Source organism: Neisseria sp. 27098_8_139 (assembly GCF_041433195.1).
GTDB lineage: Bacteria > Pseudomonadota > Gammaproteobacteria > Burkholderiales > Neisseriaceae > Neisseria > Neisseria subflava.
In genome coordinates this window covers 1-14634 of the sequence record NZ_JAPWBA010000005.1, presented here as the reverse complement: position 1 = coordinate 14634, position 14634 = coordinate 1, and the positions used below count along the sequence as shown (strand labels likewise).

Here is a 14634-nt window from a genome sequence, read left to right as displayed (position 1 = left end):
GCAAGAGGATAAATGATGCCTGACAATTCACAAAAAGCCAGCAATAACAAAATGGCTATTGAGTTTATTAATGCCGCAAAAGGTTTTGAAAGCGCAGAAATTGTGCGTGTTCATAAATCAGCAAAAATTGCATGGCGCATCAGTGGTGCGTGTCTCTTGATCACAGGCTTGGCAGTTGGAGCAGTAGCAGGTCTGACACCTTTAAAAGAGACACGGCCTTATGTAATCAAGGTCGATAACAACACCGGACAAACGGAAATTGTAACGATGATGAAAAATCAGGAACAGTCATACGGCGAAGTCATGGATAAACACTGGTTGACACGTTACGTCCAACTTCGTGAAAGCTATGACTGGGTAACAATTCAGGATAACTACGATGCGGTTATGTTGATGAGTTCACCTGAGATTCAGGCAGCATTTTCAAAAATCTATAACGACAATCCGCAAGCTCCGCATAAGGTATTAAAAAACCAATACAAGGTAGTCGCCAAAGTGAAAGCCGTGACTTTTATTGGTAGTACCGCGCAAATCCGTTTTGAAAAACGCATGGTTCCGATTTCAGGAGATTTAAATCAGGAAATTCCAGTTCAAAACATGATCGCAACTATCGGCTACGAATATGCGAACCAACCTATGAGTGAGGAAGCCCGCCGTATCAATCCATTGGGCTTTATTGTCAAAAGTTATCGCGTCGATCCGGAAACCGCGCCATAACAGAAAGGGTTAACGATGAATGTAAAAATGAAACTGACAGCATTACTGCTGATGGGACTTTTACCTGCCGTATCCGGAGCGGTATCTGTTCCCAAAGGGTCGGCTAAAGACGGCCGCATCCAAACCGTTGTGTACAATCCCGATGATGTTATTCATGTTCATGCTCGTATTGGAGAAGCTGTTTTAATCCAACTTGAAGACGGTGAATTGCTGACTGGTGATACAAGCGGCTTGGGTATGGGTGATACAGAAGCCTGGAATTTGGCAGTTCGAGGTAACAATCTCTATATGAAGCCGGTTGCTTCCGCTCCAGCCACAAATATGTTGATTACAACTAACAAAAAACGAACATATGCCTTCGATTTGTCGCTAACCGGCAAGAAAAACGGCAAATATGTGCAAAAGCCGACTTATTTACTTCGATTTGTCTATCCTGATACTGCGGAATATAAAGCGCGTGCCGAAGCTCAGAAACAGGCTAAGGCTTTGGAAAAAATCAAAGGAACAAGGCATCGATCCAGTGTTCAGCACAATTACAACTATTGGGGTAAGGGCAATAAAGCACTAGCACCGACAGCGGCCTACGATAATGGCCGCTTTACTTATTTCAGCTTTGATAACGGTCGAGAACTGCCACTGATTTACAAAGTTATGGCTGACGGTACAGAAATGTTGCTTAACAGCCATGTGGAGGGCGATACCGTGGTAATCCATGAAACTGCAAAACATTTTGTTTTGCGCCTCGGAAAATCTGTGCTTGGTTTGGAAAATCGTAGCTTCGATGAACAAGGCACGTTTAATCGAACCGGCACCGGCAATCATGATTTTGTCCGTATTAGTAGAGAGAAGGAAGGCAGATGAAATTCTTCGACAAATTCAAACGAAAAACTAAGCCTAATACCGTAGAAAACGGTGATTTTACAAAGCCTGAAGCCCTATCCCAATCTGTTCAGAACGATAAAATCGAACCCGGCATACCACTGAATCTAAATACTGCTACACCTAATAATATGCGTAAGGTCGCTTTAGCAGGAGTAGGCATTCTTGCGGTAGGTGTCATCGTATCGGGACTGATCGGGATGACGGGTGGGGATGAAGAAGCGGAAGATTCTCAACCAAAGACTGCTTCTGCTCCTGAAGTAACAGGGAGTAAAAACTTTGCCCAGGATAAAGCGGAAATTGCTCTGATGGATCAACAAGCCGCTTCAGATCCCGTTCCGGATGAGGGTGCTTCCGAGCCTCAACCGGAAGTGGCTTCACAAGTCCAAACGGGTGCAGTTCAACCTACTGTTCAACCGGTGGAGCAAGTACCCTACGATGGCACTGTTCAAGCCACACCATCTGAAACTACGCCTTCTCAAACCCCTAAAGACCGCAAAATGAGTGGTAATGTTTTAGTTAAGTTCGATAGTAGTATCTCTGACTTGGGCAGCACTTCATCTGAAAGTAGCGCACAACTGAATACAGGTAGCCCTCCAAGTTTCTTTGGGGGTGAGGATGGAGGTGGTGCTACACAGGGAGGTGGGGGCAGTTTTGGTTCGCGACTGAATGCAACTGTAACAGCTTCAGCCCAAGCACAACAACGTGGAGATTTGACATATCTGCTGGCCAAAGGAACGAATATCCCTTGCGGATTGGATACCAAGATAGTAACAACCCAGCCTGGATTTACCCGGTGTATCGTATCGAAAGATGTATATTCCGCTAATGGACAAACCCTTCTGATCGAACGTGGCAGTAAAATCATCGGTGAACAAACTTCCGCCTTGTTGCAAGGACAAGCACGAGTCTTCGTGTTATGGAATGAGCTGGAAACGCCGACTGGCGTAAAAGTGCCACTAGCGAGTCCAGGTGCAGGGGCTTTGGGTGAAAGTGGTCATGCTGCTTATGTTAAATACCATTTTTGGAAACGTTTCGGCGGTTCTATTATGATTAGCTTGATTGGTGATATTGGTGATGCTGTTGGTAATCGCCAAAATCGAACTTCGGGCAATAATAATCACATCTCGTATGAAAATACGAGCGAGGCCGCGCAACAGATGGCAACCGAAGCCTTGAAAAACAGTATCAATATTCCGCCAACCGGTACGATTAATCAGGGCTCACTGATTAACATCATGGTTGCCCGGGATGTTGATTTCAGCAAAGTATATGAGTTGGTTAATCCTTACGGATACTGATTCAGACGGCCTGCCCCTCCGGGGGCAGGTTTTTTTATGAAAGCCTAATTCCAAATGACACAAAACCCGACAACCTTTCACGGGCAGGCATCTATCCATTCAGATGCGGTTGTCCGCAACTTGATGGCCAAAACAGGTTTGGACGATTATCTCAACCGAGAAGGCGTAACCGAAGTACTGATTAACCGGGAACGCGAAGTTTTTTTGGAAACCTCGGCCGGTTTTGAGCGGATTGAAGACGACCGACTGACACTGCCGATTTTGACTCAGCTTGCTACGGCGTTATGTACCTATAACAGCAAACACATCAGTATGGAGCAACCTATCCACTCCGTTACTCTGCCTGACGGCGAACGCGGCCACATCATGATACCGCCGTCCTGTGAAGACAAAACTATCGTCTATGCTTTCCGTAAACCGTCGCAGACACGTTTTACATTAGACGATTACATACAGACGGATCGTGTTTCCCGTTTTCAAGATGTATCTGCCTTTGGAGCTTCAGACGACCTCAATTTTGGCGAAATGGAAATAGACCACAAATATTTTCGGGATATTTCTGACAAGATGAAGTTGCCACATGACGTACAACTTGCACCTTGGCAATATGAGATGTTGGATCACAAGGCAAACCGTAATATGAACGCCTTTTTTGCTTTGGCCATTAAACACAAACTCAATATCTGTATGGTCGGTGGCACCGGCTCCGGTAAGACGACCTTCACTAAAGCCCTGTCCGATTTGGTACCGGCAGAAACCCGTATTATTACGCTGGAAGACACGCATGAGCTTGACTTGCCCATGCACCTTAATCATGCCCACCTCTTTTACAAAGGCCATATCACGGCAAAAATGCTGATTGCCGCCTGTATGCGTTTAAAACCCGACCGCGTTTTCCTGACTGAGCTGCGTGGCGACGAGGCTTGGGATTATATCTCGCTCTTAAATACAGGCCATCCGGGCGGCCTAATGTCCGTCCATGCCAATGATGCACGGAGCGTCCATTACCGTATCGCCCAACTGGCGAAAGAATCGGCAACTGGCCGGACAATGGATTACGACTATATCCTCAACTCGGTTAAATCCAGTATTGATGTTGTTGCCTATTTTGAAAAGACTCATATGACCGAACTGTATTTTGACCCGGTTGAAAAATTTTATGCCATGCGTGGCCGAGTTTAAGGAAGAAATATGCCATACCTAAACCGTATTGAAGTAATGGGTAATTTGGGAAAAGACCCGGAATTGCGTTATCTGCCCAATCAAACGCCTGTAAGCAGTATTTCACTAGCCTATACAGAAAAATGGCGTGACAAAGCCAGTAACGAGCAACGTGAACGAATCGAATGGTTTAATGTTGTGTTGTACGGCAAACAGGCAGAAACAGTTTGTCGCTACATGAAGAAAGGTGATTGTTTGTGGGTTGCAGGTAAGTTGCAATCACGCCGTTACGAACATCACGGTGTTGAGAAGACTGTGTATGAGATTATGGCTGGAGAAATACAGATTATTCATACAAAAAACCAAAACGAAACTGTGTCCGGTTTGGAATATCTGTAAGTTTTTGAGTTCAAGCTGTAATCGTATGCCCGCTTTAAGCGGGCTATATTTTTTTATGGGGCATTAGAGAATGAAAAACAAGTTAATTGGGCTGTTAGCCATGCTGGGCATTTTTGTTCCAATAAGTTTTGCTGGTGGCATGTACCTAGGTAGTATCGTAATGACGGCATGGTTGAATTTAAAAAGTGAGCCATCCGTTAGCATGTTGTACCACTATTGGAAATACTACGACCGGTTGAGACCTGGCGCTCAGACGGCCTTTGAAGTATCAGTCTTTATTGCTCTTCTGATTCCAATTGTAGTTGCCGTGATAATTTGTGCAGCAATGCTGATGAAACCAAAACGTGAACTGCATGGATCGGCGCGCTTTGCCAATCGTATGGAAATCACAAAGCATGGTCTTTTGAAAAAGAAATTTACTGGTGATGAGGAACCGGATTTACTGATTGGGAAATATGGTAACGATTATTTGCGTTGGTCAGGTAACGAATTTTTATATTTAGCCGCACCTACCCGGTCAGGAAAAGGCGTAGGTATTGTGATTCCAAACTGTCTTCACTACCGGGACAGCATGGTCGTATTTGATCCGAAACTGGAAAATTTCCTGATTTCAGGTGGCTATCGGTCTTCTCATGGGCAGGAAGTATTTTTGTTTAATCCGGCCGGTAGAATGCCTGAACACGAACGCAATCCGAACGCGCCTTTGGTTTCACACCGTTGGAATCCTTGTACCTATATTCGCAGAAATCCCGTCTATACCTACAAAGATGTGAAAAACATCGCTTCCATCATGTACCCAAAGCCGTCTAAAGATAACGGCAGTGCGACCTTTTTCCAGGAATCTGCACAAAACCTGTTTGCCGGTCTGTTGCTCTACATGGTTGAGACGGAATCGGAGCGCGACTTATCTTTACCTGAAAACAAAACCACGTTGGCCAACCTGTTCCGTTTGACGACCCCATCGGATGGTAGAACGTTGGCAGAGTGGATTAAAGATGAAATGACATTGCGCGAACAACAGCCACATACAAAGTTGAGCCAAAACTGCCGCAGCCTACTGATGGGCTTTGCCAACGGTAACGCCAAAACGGGTGCAGACATTTTGGCGACACTGATTGCGCCTTTGGGTATTTTCATTGACCCGGTAGTCGAAGCGGCAACAAGTGGCGACGATTTTTACTTGGATGAAGTACGCAAAAAACGGATGACGGTTTATATCGGTATTGTTCCGACTGAAACAGCCGTATTTTCACGACTGACGAACCTTTTTTTCAGCCAACTGATTACAGTAAACGTCGAGCAGGGTTTGCCGTCCAACAATTCCGATGCGCTGAAATACCAATGTTGCCTATTGATGGACGAATTTACCGCCTTGGGTGTAATTCCAGCCATTCAGCACGGTGTCTCGTATATCGCCGGTTACGGTCTGCGTCTTCTGCTGATTATACAAACTCCATCTCAGGTAACTGATCTATATGGACGTGATGCAACACGCACATTTTTCACCAACTTTGGCTGTCAAATTGTCTATCCACCGCGAGAACAAAGCGATGCTGATGAATACAGTAAACTTATCGGTTACGAGACTTACAAAGCCAAATCTACATCACGGTCAGTAGGGAAAGGGGGAAGTCGAAGCACAAGTACCAGTGATCAACGCCGAGCAGTGATGAATCCGGACGAGTTGAAGATAATGCCGAAAAGCGACTGTATCATCAGCTTGGGTAACAGCCGTCCGATCTATGCCAAGAAAATCGTATATTACACCGACCCCGTATTCGCTAAACGGGCAAATTGGGAATTGCCGGAGATCCCGGTTTTGGATATTCATACCGATGTTAGATCACCCATCACTGCATCTAAAGCAACATTCGTTTCTCCCGATGAGATGGATAGTTTCCATTGGAAGGATGCTTCAAACTCAGAAGAAATTGCCGGTGCAATCCTATCCTCGATTATTCCGCCGGATAGCCCGCCGGAATATATCAATGAACTGATGCCTGTGCTTTTGGAAAATTGGGGTGAAGACTCACTGCCATTTATCAAGCAGTTCATAGGTGATAACGTCCAAGCCGGAGCATAAGAGAAGCGGTCTGCAAAATGCAGGCCGCTTTATTTTTTTCAGTCTATAAGGAATTGAAGATATGAGCGACATTGACGACATTCGCAGTGCTTTGAGTTATATCGACTCACAAGACCGAGATACCTGGTGGCAGGTTGGCGCAGCCGTTAAAGATGAACTGGGTGAGAACGGATACGACCTTTGGGACGAATGGTCTCAACGTGCCGATAGTTATTCTGCTCGTGATGCTAAATCGACCTGGAAAAGCTTGAAGCCAGGAATGTGGCACATTGAAACCGTATGGAAGTTGGCGCGGCAGAACGGATGGCAGCCTACCAAGCCTTATACGCCGCCGAGTGCGGAAGAGCTTGAACGTCGTAAGGCAGAATCCGAAGCAAAACGTTTGGCTGCCGAACGCGAACGGCAACAAACACAACAAAAGGTCAAAATCACAGCACAAAAGATATGGCAAAGCAGCCGACCTGCCTCTTTGCTCCATCCCTATCTTGCTGCCAAAGGAATTACCAACCCGGATGCCATCGCCGGTCTGCGTCAAAACGAATATAAGGACAACGACAATCTGATTATCCCCGTCCTGTACGAAAATGAGATCGTCAACCTGCAATCCATCAACCAAGATGGCGGTAAACGTTTCTTGGCAGGAGGTCAGGTTCAGGGAGCATATGCCTTTATCGGTAAGGCTGAGGATGTAGAAAAGGTCGGTGTCGTCATGGCGGAAGGATATGCTACGGCGGCAAGTATCTACGAAGCCACTGGCAAGCCCGTCATCATTGCTTTTGATGCAGGTAATATGGTTGCCGTTGCCGAACGACTGGCACAAAATCTTCCTCAAAACGTACCTGTCGTGGTTGCAGTTGATAATGATGCTTCACAAACCGGCATTAAAAAAGCACGACAGGCGGTTGCTTTATTGGGCGATCGTGCCACGGCAATCCAGCCCGAATTTACCATGACGCAGATACAACAATATCAGAAAGGCAAAGGGGTAGATGAAAAAGGCCGTCCCCCTTTACCGAGTGATTTCAACGATCTACACCAACTGGCCGGTTTAGAGGCTGTCCGCCAAACCTTTAAAGAAGGTATCAATCTCGTCCCAAAGCCCGACATCAGCAGCCAAGAACAGACAATCGCTGACGAATTGGAGGCATGGCGCGAAAGAGCAGATAAAGCCAACGATAGCCGTACCGAAACTAAACACTTGGAGAACCCGATGAATTCCGAGAGCAAAGAGAACATTCAGACAACTTTGGCCACCGAAACAAACAGCATTGAATTTGATGGCCGCAGACAGAACGTCAATGAACCCGAAACTTCAAAAAACACAAAGCCCGAACAACAACCTGATCACAAGCATTCTGAAACTAAACATTCGGAGCCTGCTCAAGAATCAGAGAAAAAGGTGCAATCAGGAAAACAACCCGAACCTGAAACAGAAGCTCCCAAAACTGCAAACTTGTCTGAAAAAAGCCAAGAAACGCGTAAAGTAGTTTTAGATCTGCAATACCGCATTCCGGAAAATATCAAAACTCGCTATCACACCGTAGGGGGCAAATTCTATTCCGTTTCAGACCACAAAACAGTGCTGTTTGAAGATAAAGGCAAGCAGTTAAAAACAGCCCTTTCTGATCCGCAAACAGTCAAGGATATGTTGGAAGTTGTCAAAGCCAAAGGTTGGGACAGCATCAAGTTGTCGGGCAGTAAAGATTTCCGTCAGGCAATGTTTATTGAAGCTGCCGCCCAGGGTATCCGTACCAGTGGCTACAATCCGACTGCCGCTGATTTGCAGCGAGTGGAAGCGTTGCGGGAACGTTACGCGCAAAACGGCATTACACCGGAGATGGTGCGTGAGCAGGAAAGACGACAACCGGAAGTAGAAAAGGAACAGCCAAGACAAGAGCCTCACAAACGAACAGAACAGGGTAACTCTCAAAGCGAAACGGGGAAGCCTACACAGGAGCAGGAACAGCTTAAACCCGAGGTTGAACGTGAAGAGCGCATCCATACCCAGTCCGATGCTGCCATGCTGTCTGCCGCTGATCGACTGAAAGCGCAAAGCACACTGCCATCCGACAGTACAATCAATGCTTCTCCACGAGCTGATACCGATATTGACGTACCGGTTCATTCCATTGGTCGGGAAGAAGTTCCCGCCGAAGTTGTGCATCAGACTGATGATATGAAGGCGACTGCGTTGAATACAGGCTTTGTTGCGGCGAAAGATCATTATATGCAGAAAGCACAAAAGTTGAGTAAGCCCAATCAAAAGAAACTGGCAATGTATGAACGCGGTGTGATGGATTCAATACGCGGGCTGGAAGGTGATGTACGCACAAAAGCCTTGAGAAACTACTACGAGCATACCGCCCAAAATATGCACGGAACGAAGCTGAAACTGCCCGATCCGATTCAGATTCCGTCGCCGGAGCAGGCACGGCAGAACGATCGGCAGCATGAGCACGGCCGCTCCCAAGAGCCTGAAGTGGAACTTGGCCGCTGATTTTTCTGACGGTTTACCTTACAGCCTGAAACCCTGCGGTTTCAGGCTGTTTTCTTTCTTGGAGGCAATATGGCAGAGAATGAAAACAAGCAACCTGCGGGCAGCAGGAGAATGAAAATCCTGCAACAGTCGCTGGCAAAGAAACAGGCGGCGTTCGACCAACGGCTGCAAAACCATTTCGACGACGTTCGCAGTGCGAACGGACAACCGCTCAACGACAAGCGCAACGGACAGGCAACATTGAACCGCTGGGAACGCCAGAACGACGGTTTGCGGACGGCGGACAAGGAAATTGAGAAGACCCTGCGCGCCATCGAACGTGAACAGGCGGCCATCGACCGCGTGAACAATGCCGACATCCCTGCGTTTTTAATACCGATGATTGAGTCCGGCGAAATTACCCAATGGCGCAAATTCCCGAACCGCTTTTTCGTCAGCGGCGTAGAGAAAGCACGCATCATATGGGATAAAGACAAGCAGCAGTTCGGCTATGCCTACCTGCAAGGCGTAAAAGGCGAACAGTTCGCCAAATTCCGCGACACCTATAACCATATCCTTGCCCTGCACCGTCAAGAACGTGAAAACGAAACCAAACAAGAGGCGGTAGCAGAAAAAAACGAAACCCGGCCGGTACAAGAACCGGCAGAAAAGTTACCTGAAATATCTGTGAAACGTCCTCCTCAGCTACCCACAATGCCTGATTTCGGTCTCAAAGGTGAAGACCTTCAAGCCTTCAATCGCGGCTGGCAGAATGCGGCTGATTCGCTGGATGCGGCCATCGCCAAACAATCCGAAAAAATTGCCGAACGAATAGCTATATTGGAAAAAGCCGGTATTCCCTATGTTCGTATGGAAGCATTTATGGACAAAATCAATGGTGGTGAAGTCAACGGATACGGGGAGAAACATACGATGCAACGGTTGACTGAACTGGAACAGTTTACAGAACGGTTGCGCGACAAGACCATGAAACCTTCCGGCTATATTGGCACCGGTTACAAAAATCCCCGTACTACTGCCTTCACAGCCTTGGGTTGCGATATTGCAGATACATACGCCAAGCTGGATCCTGCCATTCCTTATTACGAAGATCGCAACATCGTCGCGTGGCTCAGCCATCACCCTGTACCACAGCAGATCCGCCCTGCCCCAACTATCAAAGGCTCAAACACAGCCGTTATACAACAATCCCTTGAGGAACGTTTACAGGCAGTTCAAGGACAGTACGAAAAGCGGTTATCTGATATGAATGCAGACGGGCAGAAAAAGCACCGCATTTTAGAGGCAGGCATGGAAAACCTGATTAAAGGCCTGCCCGAACAAACACAGATGCAGGCACGCCTGAATTTCTATCAGACCCAATATGGCCGCCTGACGACACAAAAAGACCTGGAACAGCCTCCTGAGCAACAGGAACTGTTTTACGGACGATAATGATAAGAAAGGTCGTCTGAAACATGGTTTCAGACGACCTTGTTTTTTTAAGGAAAAGAACCATGCCTGAAATCAGTGTCTATGGTTTAACCCATGAAGAAATTAGAGAGCTTACGCAACTGGCAAAACAACGGTATGGGAAAGCCAGTGTGTCGTGGATGGCAAAACGGCTTTTGAAGGCGCAGCTTGAAAAGGAAGAACCCGAATTGATCGGACTTCCACCCCCAAAAAGCAGCAAACGCGTTACCGTCCGCCTGCCCGAAAAAGACCGTGCCTACCTCGAAGCCGCCGCCAAAAAGCACAAAAGCAGCGTGAACGACATCATACGCGATATAGTCCAGTCGCACGTCCGTAAGCATCCCCTGCTGACGGCGGCCGAAGTCGAAGTGCTTTTCCAGTCAAACTACCAGCTTTTAAGTATAGGCCGCAACCTCAACCAAATCGCCCGACAGCTCAATATGGGTGAAAGCGCATCCCTCACGTCCGAGCAGATCAAAGCCCTGTCCCAATACATCAAACAGCACACCCAAAGGGTCGGCGATGTACTGCGTATCAACCGAAAACGCCTGTCCGAATAGGAGCAAAACCGTGTCCCTGCACCGCAAAATAGACGACTGGTTCTTGGGCTACAAAACCCGTTCCGTCCGAGCCAAAGATACCGGCCTTTCCGTCCCCAAATCCAAACACAGGGGAAATACCCGCATCCCACTCAAATCCGGCAGCGGTTTGGCCAACCTGACGGCGGCGGCTAAAAAACACCCCGAAGTCATGGTTAAAATCCCTAAAAGGCTAAGTCGAAACTCCAATGGTATGCAGGGCATACGGAACCATTTGGACTACATTTCACGCAACGGTAAAATTACTGTCGAAAATCACTCCGGTGAAAAATTAAACGGTAAAAGAGCCGTCAAATCGCAACTAGAAGATTGGCAGAAACTCAATATCCCCGAAAGAGGCAAACACCGGGAAGCCCTCAATATCGTCCTATCCATGCCTGCCGGAACACCTCCACAGGCAGTATTGAATGCTGCCCGAAATTTTGCCGCCGAACAGTTTGCCGACCATCAATATCTCTTCGCTTTACATCACGAATCCGAAAAAGAAGGCGAACCTGAGCATCCCCATGTACATTTGTGTGTATTGATGAGAGATACCTACGGGCAACGGCTTAATCCGCGTAAAAATGATCTTTTTGAATGGCGCGTCCGTTTTGCTGAAAAACTCCGGGAGGAAGGTGTAGAGTGTGCGGCTACTAAACGGCAACACCGGGGAAAAATCCTCAAAGCTGAAAATGGCATAGTGCGAGCCATGAAAGAACGTGGTGCAACACCCCGCATCGAAAAGCAACGGCTGGAAGAATTAAACCAAGCAATCAAAAACCTGGAACGTCCGACACATCCCTACATTCAGAAGGTCATGCAGACACGCGGTTACATATTGGCTGAATATGGTCTTATAGCCAAGGAACTATATAAGATGGGACACAAAAATGAAGCCCGGCTTATCAGTAAACTGGCTAAGGATATGGTTGGACAGCCTCTAAGCACTAAAGCACAACGGGAATACGATCAAAAGGTCAGACCTCAAATGCAACACGAAACCCGCTCTTTCAAGCAATCAAATGTTGAACAAGACAACGACCTCTCTCGTTAACCGATAAAGTAAAAGCCCTGCGGCCATACAGATGTCTGTATGGCCGCAGGGCTTTTTGTACCTAAAATAGGCAGAAAAATTATTCCAAAATAAATATCTTTTGGAATTAACAACTTATATAAATTCACACTAAATATAATTACTACCCTGTTGACATTTATGTCAACATGCTTCATACTAATATAGGTTGCAAGTCAAATACCCGTTATGGATTCAAGTTCAATGCTGGAACATTAACTTGATCTATAACAGGTGAGTTAGCTTGTTAATTAGTAGAAAGCATCTAGGTTGGTGTGAATACTTCCTAAGTTGCTAGTACGTTATTTACTAATTGTGTTTGATAAGTAACGTATTCTACTTGGGCTTTTAATCAAAGGTCAAGCATTTTGAAACATATTTAATGTAAAACTGATGTTTTAAATGAACATTTTTATAAATTAAGTCTGTCAAAGTAGGAGATCAAAAGAATAAAAGGTTGTAAAGTATTCACGCCTTTTTTGAAAGGCAATTTATGCAGAATCAAGAAGTTATCTTCGAAAACGGCTGGGTTAAATGCCGGTTCCGGAGAGTCAAGAACAGCGACCGCTACCTTGACGCTCATGATTACGGAAGAGATTACTGGATCTTCCCTGTAAAAAATAAAAAACATTAATTTGTTTAGTCAAACCATCCTTCGGGATGGTTTTTTTTATTGCACAATGGGCAAATAGAGTGGATAATTTGAATGTGGGCAATTTAAGTCCACAATATTTTAAATTATCCGATTCTTTGTAATATCTCGAAAATAGGTAATTAGAGCATACCCAAATTAACCACCTTTGTTCGTATAAGGAGCAACAGTGTTTCCAGATAAATATAATCTCAGCCTGAAAGAAAATATCTTTTTGGCCAAAAAGGTATTGGTTGCCCAAATCCACAATCTAAGCCGGTTTGAAAACTGTCAGACAACTTTGTTGCAGACAGAACAGATTATCAATGGGCAAAATGTTGCTTCAGCATCATTGGGTGATATTCAGACTATCTTAAATCTGAAACGTGCTTACCAATATGTAATGCGCCATATTTCAGACGGCCTTCCCGTTGATATACCACTACTAAAAAAAATCAACAGTATTGTTGCCCAGGAAGACTCATTGGCTCCCGGAGATTTCCGTACTGGTACAGTCGGCGTTACCCTGGTTGATGGGTCTCGACACACACCGCCTGCAATGTCGGAAGTTGACGTACAGAACCTGTTGGGACAAATTGAAAACAGAAGTAATTCAACCACTGAAACGGCTATCCGCTCCATGTTGGCCTTTATGCGTCAGCAAATCTTTTGGGACGGTAACAAACGAACGGCCACGCTGTTTGCCAATGCAATGTTGATCGAAAAAGGCTGCGGTATTTTAGAAATTTCAGAACTGCAAATGCCCGAGTTCAACACAAAACTTTCGGATTTCTACCGTTCCGGAGATGATACTGACGTTGCTACTTATTTGTACCAAAATTGTATTTTTGGTATCGACTATTGAGGCTGAACATGAAAGCAGCAAGAATCTACCAACGTGTCAGCACTGAAGAACAAAATCTTGAGCGGCAAAACGCCTTAATTGAGAAAGCTAAGGCAGAAGGTTACTACATTGCGGGGGTTTATAAGGAAAAGGCTTCGGGCGTTCGTGCCGACAGACCTGTATTGAACAAATTGATTGCCGATTTGCAAGAAGGCGACGTGATCATCGCCGAGCATATTGACCGTATCACTCGTCTGCCACTGGTTGAAGCAGAAAAGCTGGTAAACCGTATCCGTGAAAAAGGAGCATTTCTCTCCATTCCCGGCATTATCGACCTGAGTCAAATACAGACTGACTCCGATATTGCCAAAATCGTCTTAGACAGCATACAAACCATGTTGCTTAAAATTGCCCTACAAATGGCTAGAGATGACTACGAACAACGTAAGAAACGCCAAGCAGCAGGAATTGCTGAAGCAAAAAAACAAGGACGATTCAAAGGTCGTCAGGCAGATACTCAAAAACATAAATTGATTATCAGCCTGCGCTCACATCATACCCTTCAAGAAACAGCCAAGTTGGCCGGATGTAGCGTATCCCTGGTGAAACTGGTAATGCGACAACACAAACAATCCCTAATTTCAGAAAAGGAATAAAAATGGCTACCTTAATGCAGAAAGACGCTTTGATTGAACGTGTGGCTTCAGTTTTGGCCATGATTGCGTGAAAAACTCCACGAAGCGAAGGCCGTACACCTGATCAAAGTTGTTTGGTTGCCTTACACCGGGAACTGTATGCTTCAGAACCTGAAGATATTGATTTTGACAAAGTAGTGAGTGAGTGCAATCAGATTTATCAAAAGTATTCTTCTAGTCAGATAAGGAAGGTAGTTATCTATTAGCTGAACAGTACAGCTGTAAATAGGGGAGTGGTCTCGGAAGTAACAGGTTCATTGACGATTCATGTACTGCAAGCTCGGCTGTTTTCATCCCAAATCACTCCTGCTTCTACTCAAAT

Annotated in this window: 12 protein-coding genes; all 12 read left to right on the top strand. The window is 45.9% G+C overall.

Features of this window, described 5'->3' with window-relative positions; all coding sequences use genetic code 11:
* Nucleotides 1-12: 12 nt before the first annotated feature.
* Nucleotides 13-717, top strand: coding sequence for a virB8 family protein (locus O3660_RS06710; RefSeq protein WP_152333322.1), 705 nt, complete (start codon nucleotides 13-15; stop codon nucleotides 715-717).
* A 27-nt stretch (nucleotides 718-744) separates the two neighbouring features.
* Complete coding sequence (gene virB9, locus O3660_RS06705) at nucleotides 745-1578, top strand: P-type conjugative transfer protein VirB9 (RefSeq protein WP_065425730.1); 834 nt, start codon at nucleotides 745-747, stop codon at nucleotides 1576-1578.
* Nucleotides 1575-2897, top strand: coding sequence for a type IV secretion system protein VirB10 (gene virB10 / locus O3660_RS06700; protein ID WP_053090729.1), 1323 nt, complete (start codon nucleotides 1575-1577; stop codon nucleotides 2895-2897). The genes virB9 and virB10 overlap by 4 nt, the downstream gene beginning before the upstream one ends.
* A gap of 54 nt (nucleotides 2898-2951) precedes the next feature.
* Entirely contained in the window at nucleotides 2952-4079 is a 1128-nt protein-coding gene (locus O3660_RS06695; RefSeq protein WP_049351086.1) for an ATPase, T2SS/T4P/T4SS family, read from the top strand.
* Between the two features lie 9 nt (nucleotides 4080-4088).
* A complete protein-coding gene (locus O3660_RS06690; protein ID WP_049323733.1) occupies nucleotides 4089-4457 on the top strand; it encodes a single-stranded DNA-binding protein in 369 nt (122 codons plus the stop codon).
* A gap of 70 nt (nucleotides 4458-4527) precedes the next feature.
* Complete coding sequence (locus O3660_RS06685) at nucleotides 4528-6540, top strand: type IV secretory system conjugative DNA transfer family protein (RefSeq protein WP_049351087.1); 2013 nt, start codon at nucleotides 4528-4530, stop codon at nucleotides 6538-6540.
* Between the two features lie 61 nt (nucleotides 6541-6601).
* Nucleotides 6602-9037, top strand: a complete 2436-nt coding sequence (locus O3660_RS06680) for an LPD7 domain-containing protein (RefSeq protein ID WP_371464712.1) — start codon at nucleotides 6602-6604, stop codon at nucleotides 9035-9037.
* 69 nt (nucleotides 9038-9106) lie between these two features.
* Nucleotides 9107-10471 carry a hypothetical protein gene (locus O3660_RS06675; protein WP_371464711.1) on the top strand — a complete coding sequence of 455 codons (1365 nt, stop codon included), beginning with the start codon at nucleotides 9107-9109 and terminating at the stop codon, nucleotides 10469-10471.
* A 62-nt stretch (nucleotides 10472-10533) separates the two neighbouring features.
* Nucleotides 10534-11049 carry a plasmid mobilization relaxosome protein MobC gene (mobC, locus tag O3660_RS06670; protein WP_371464710.1) on the top strand — a complete coding sequence of 172 codons (516 nt, stop codon included), beginning with the start codon at nucleotides 10534-10536 and terminating at the stop codon, nucleotides 11047-11049.
* Nucleotides 11012-12124, top strand: coding sequence for a relaxase/mobilization nuclease domain-containing protein (locus tag O3660_RS06665; protein WP_318250381.1), 1113 nt, complete (start codon nucleotides 11012-11014; stop codon nucleotides 12122-12124). Before mobC ends, O3660_RS06665 begins: the two co-directional genes overlap by 38 nt.
* An 839-nt stretch (nucleotides 12125-12963) precedes the next feature.
* On the top strand, nucleotides 12964-13638 hold the full coding sequence (locus O3660_RS06660) for a Fic family protein (RefSeq protein ID WP_049351092.1): 675 nt from the start codon (nucleotides 12964-12966) through the stop codon (nucleotides 13636-13638).
* A gap of 8 nt (nucleotides 13639-13646) precedes the next feature.
* Nucleotides 13647-14273, top strand: a complete 627-nt coding sequence (locus tag O3660_RS06655) for a recombinase family protein (RefSeq protein ID WP_049351093.1) — start codon at nucleotides 13647-13649, stop codon at nucleotides 14271-14273.
* The last annotated feature ends 361 nt before the right edge of the window (nucleotides 14274-14634 follow it).

Coding starts and splice junctions, on each gene's coding strand:
- virB9 (WP_065425730.1), top strand. CDS start 745: ATGAAACTGACAGCATTACTGCTGATGGGACTTTTACCTGCCGTATCC.
- O3660_RS06710 (WP_152333322.1), top strand. CDS start 13: ATGATGCCTGACAATTCACAAAAAGCCAGCAATAACAAAATGGCTATT.
- O3660_RS06695 (WP_049351086.1), top strand. CDS start 2,952: ATGACACAAAACCCGACAACCTTTCACGGGCAGGCATCTATCCATTCA.
- mobC (WP_371464710.1), top strand. CDS start 10,534: ATGCCTGAAATCAGTGTCTATGGTTTAACCCATGAAGAAATTAGAGAG.
- O3660_RS06675 (WP_371464711.1), top strand. CDS start 9,107: ATGGCAGAGAATGAAAACAAGCAACCTGCGGGCAGCAGGAGAATGAAA.
- O3660_RS06655 (WP_049351093.1), top strand. CDS start 13,647: ATGAAAGCAGCAAGAATCTACCAACGTGTCAGCACTGAAGAACAAAAT.
- O3660_RS06680 (WP_371464712.1), top strand. CDS start 6,602: ATGAGCGACATTGACGACATTCGCAGTGCTTTGAGTTATATCGACTCA.
- O3660_RS06665 (WP_318250381.1), top strand. CDS start 11,012: ATGTACTGCGTATCAACCGAAAACGCCTGTCCGAATAGGAGCAAAACC.
- O3660_RS06690 (WP_049323733.1), top strand. CDS start 4,089: ATGCCATACCTAAACCGTATTGAAGTAATGGGTAATTTGGGAAAAGAC.
- virB10 (WP_053090729.1), top strand. CDS start 1,575: ATGAAATTCTTCGACAAATTCAAACGAAAAACTAAGCCTAATACCGTA.
- O3660_RS06685 (WP_049351087.1), top strand. CDS start 4,528: ATGAAAAACAAGTTAATTGGGCTGTTAGCCATGCTGGGCATTTTTGTT.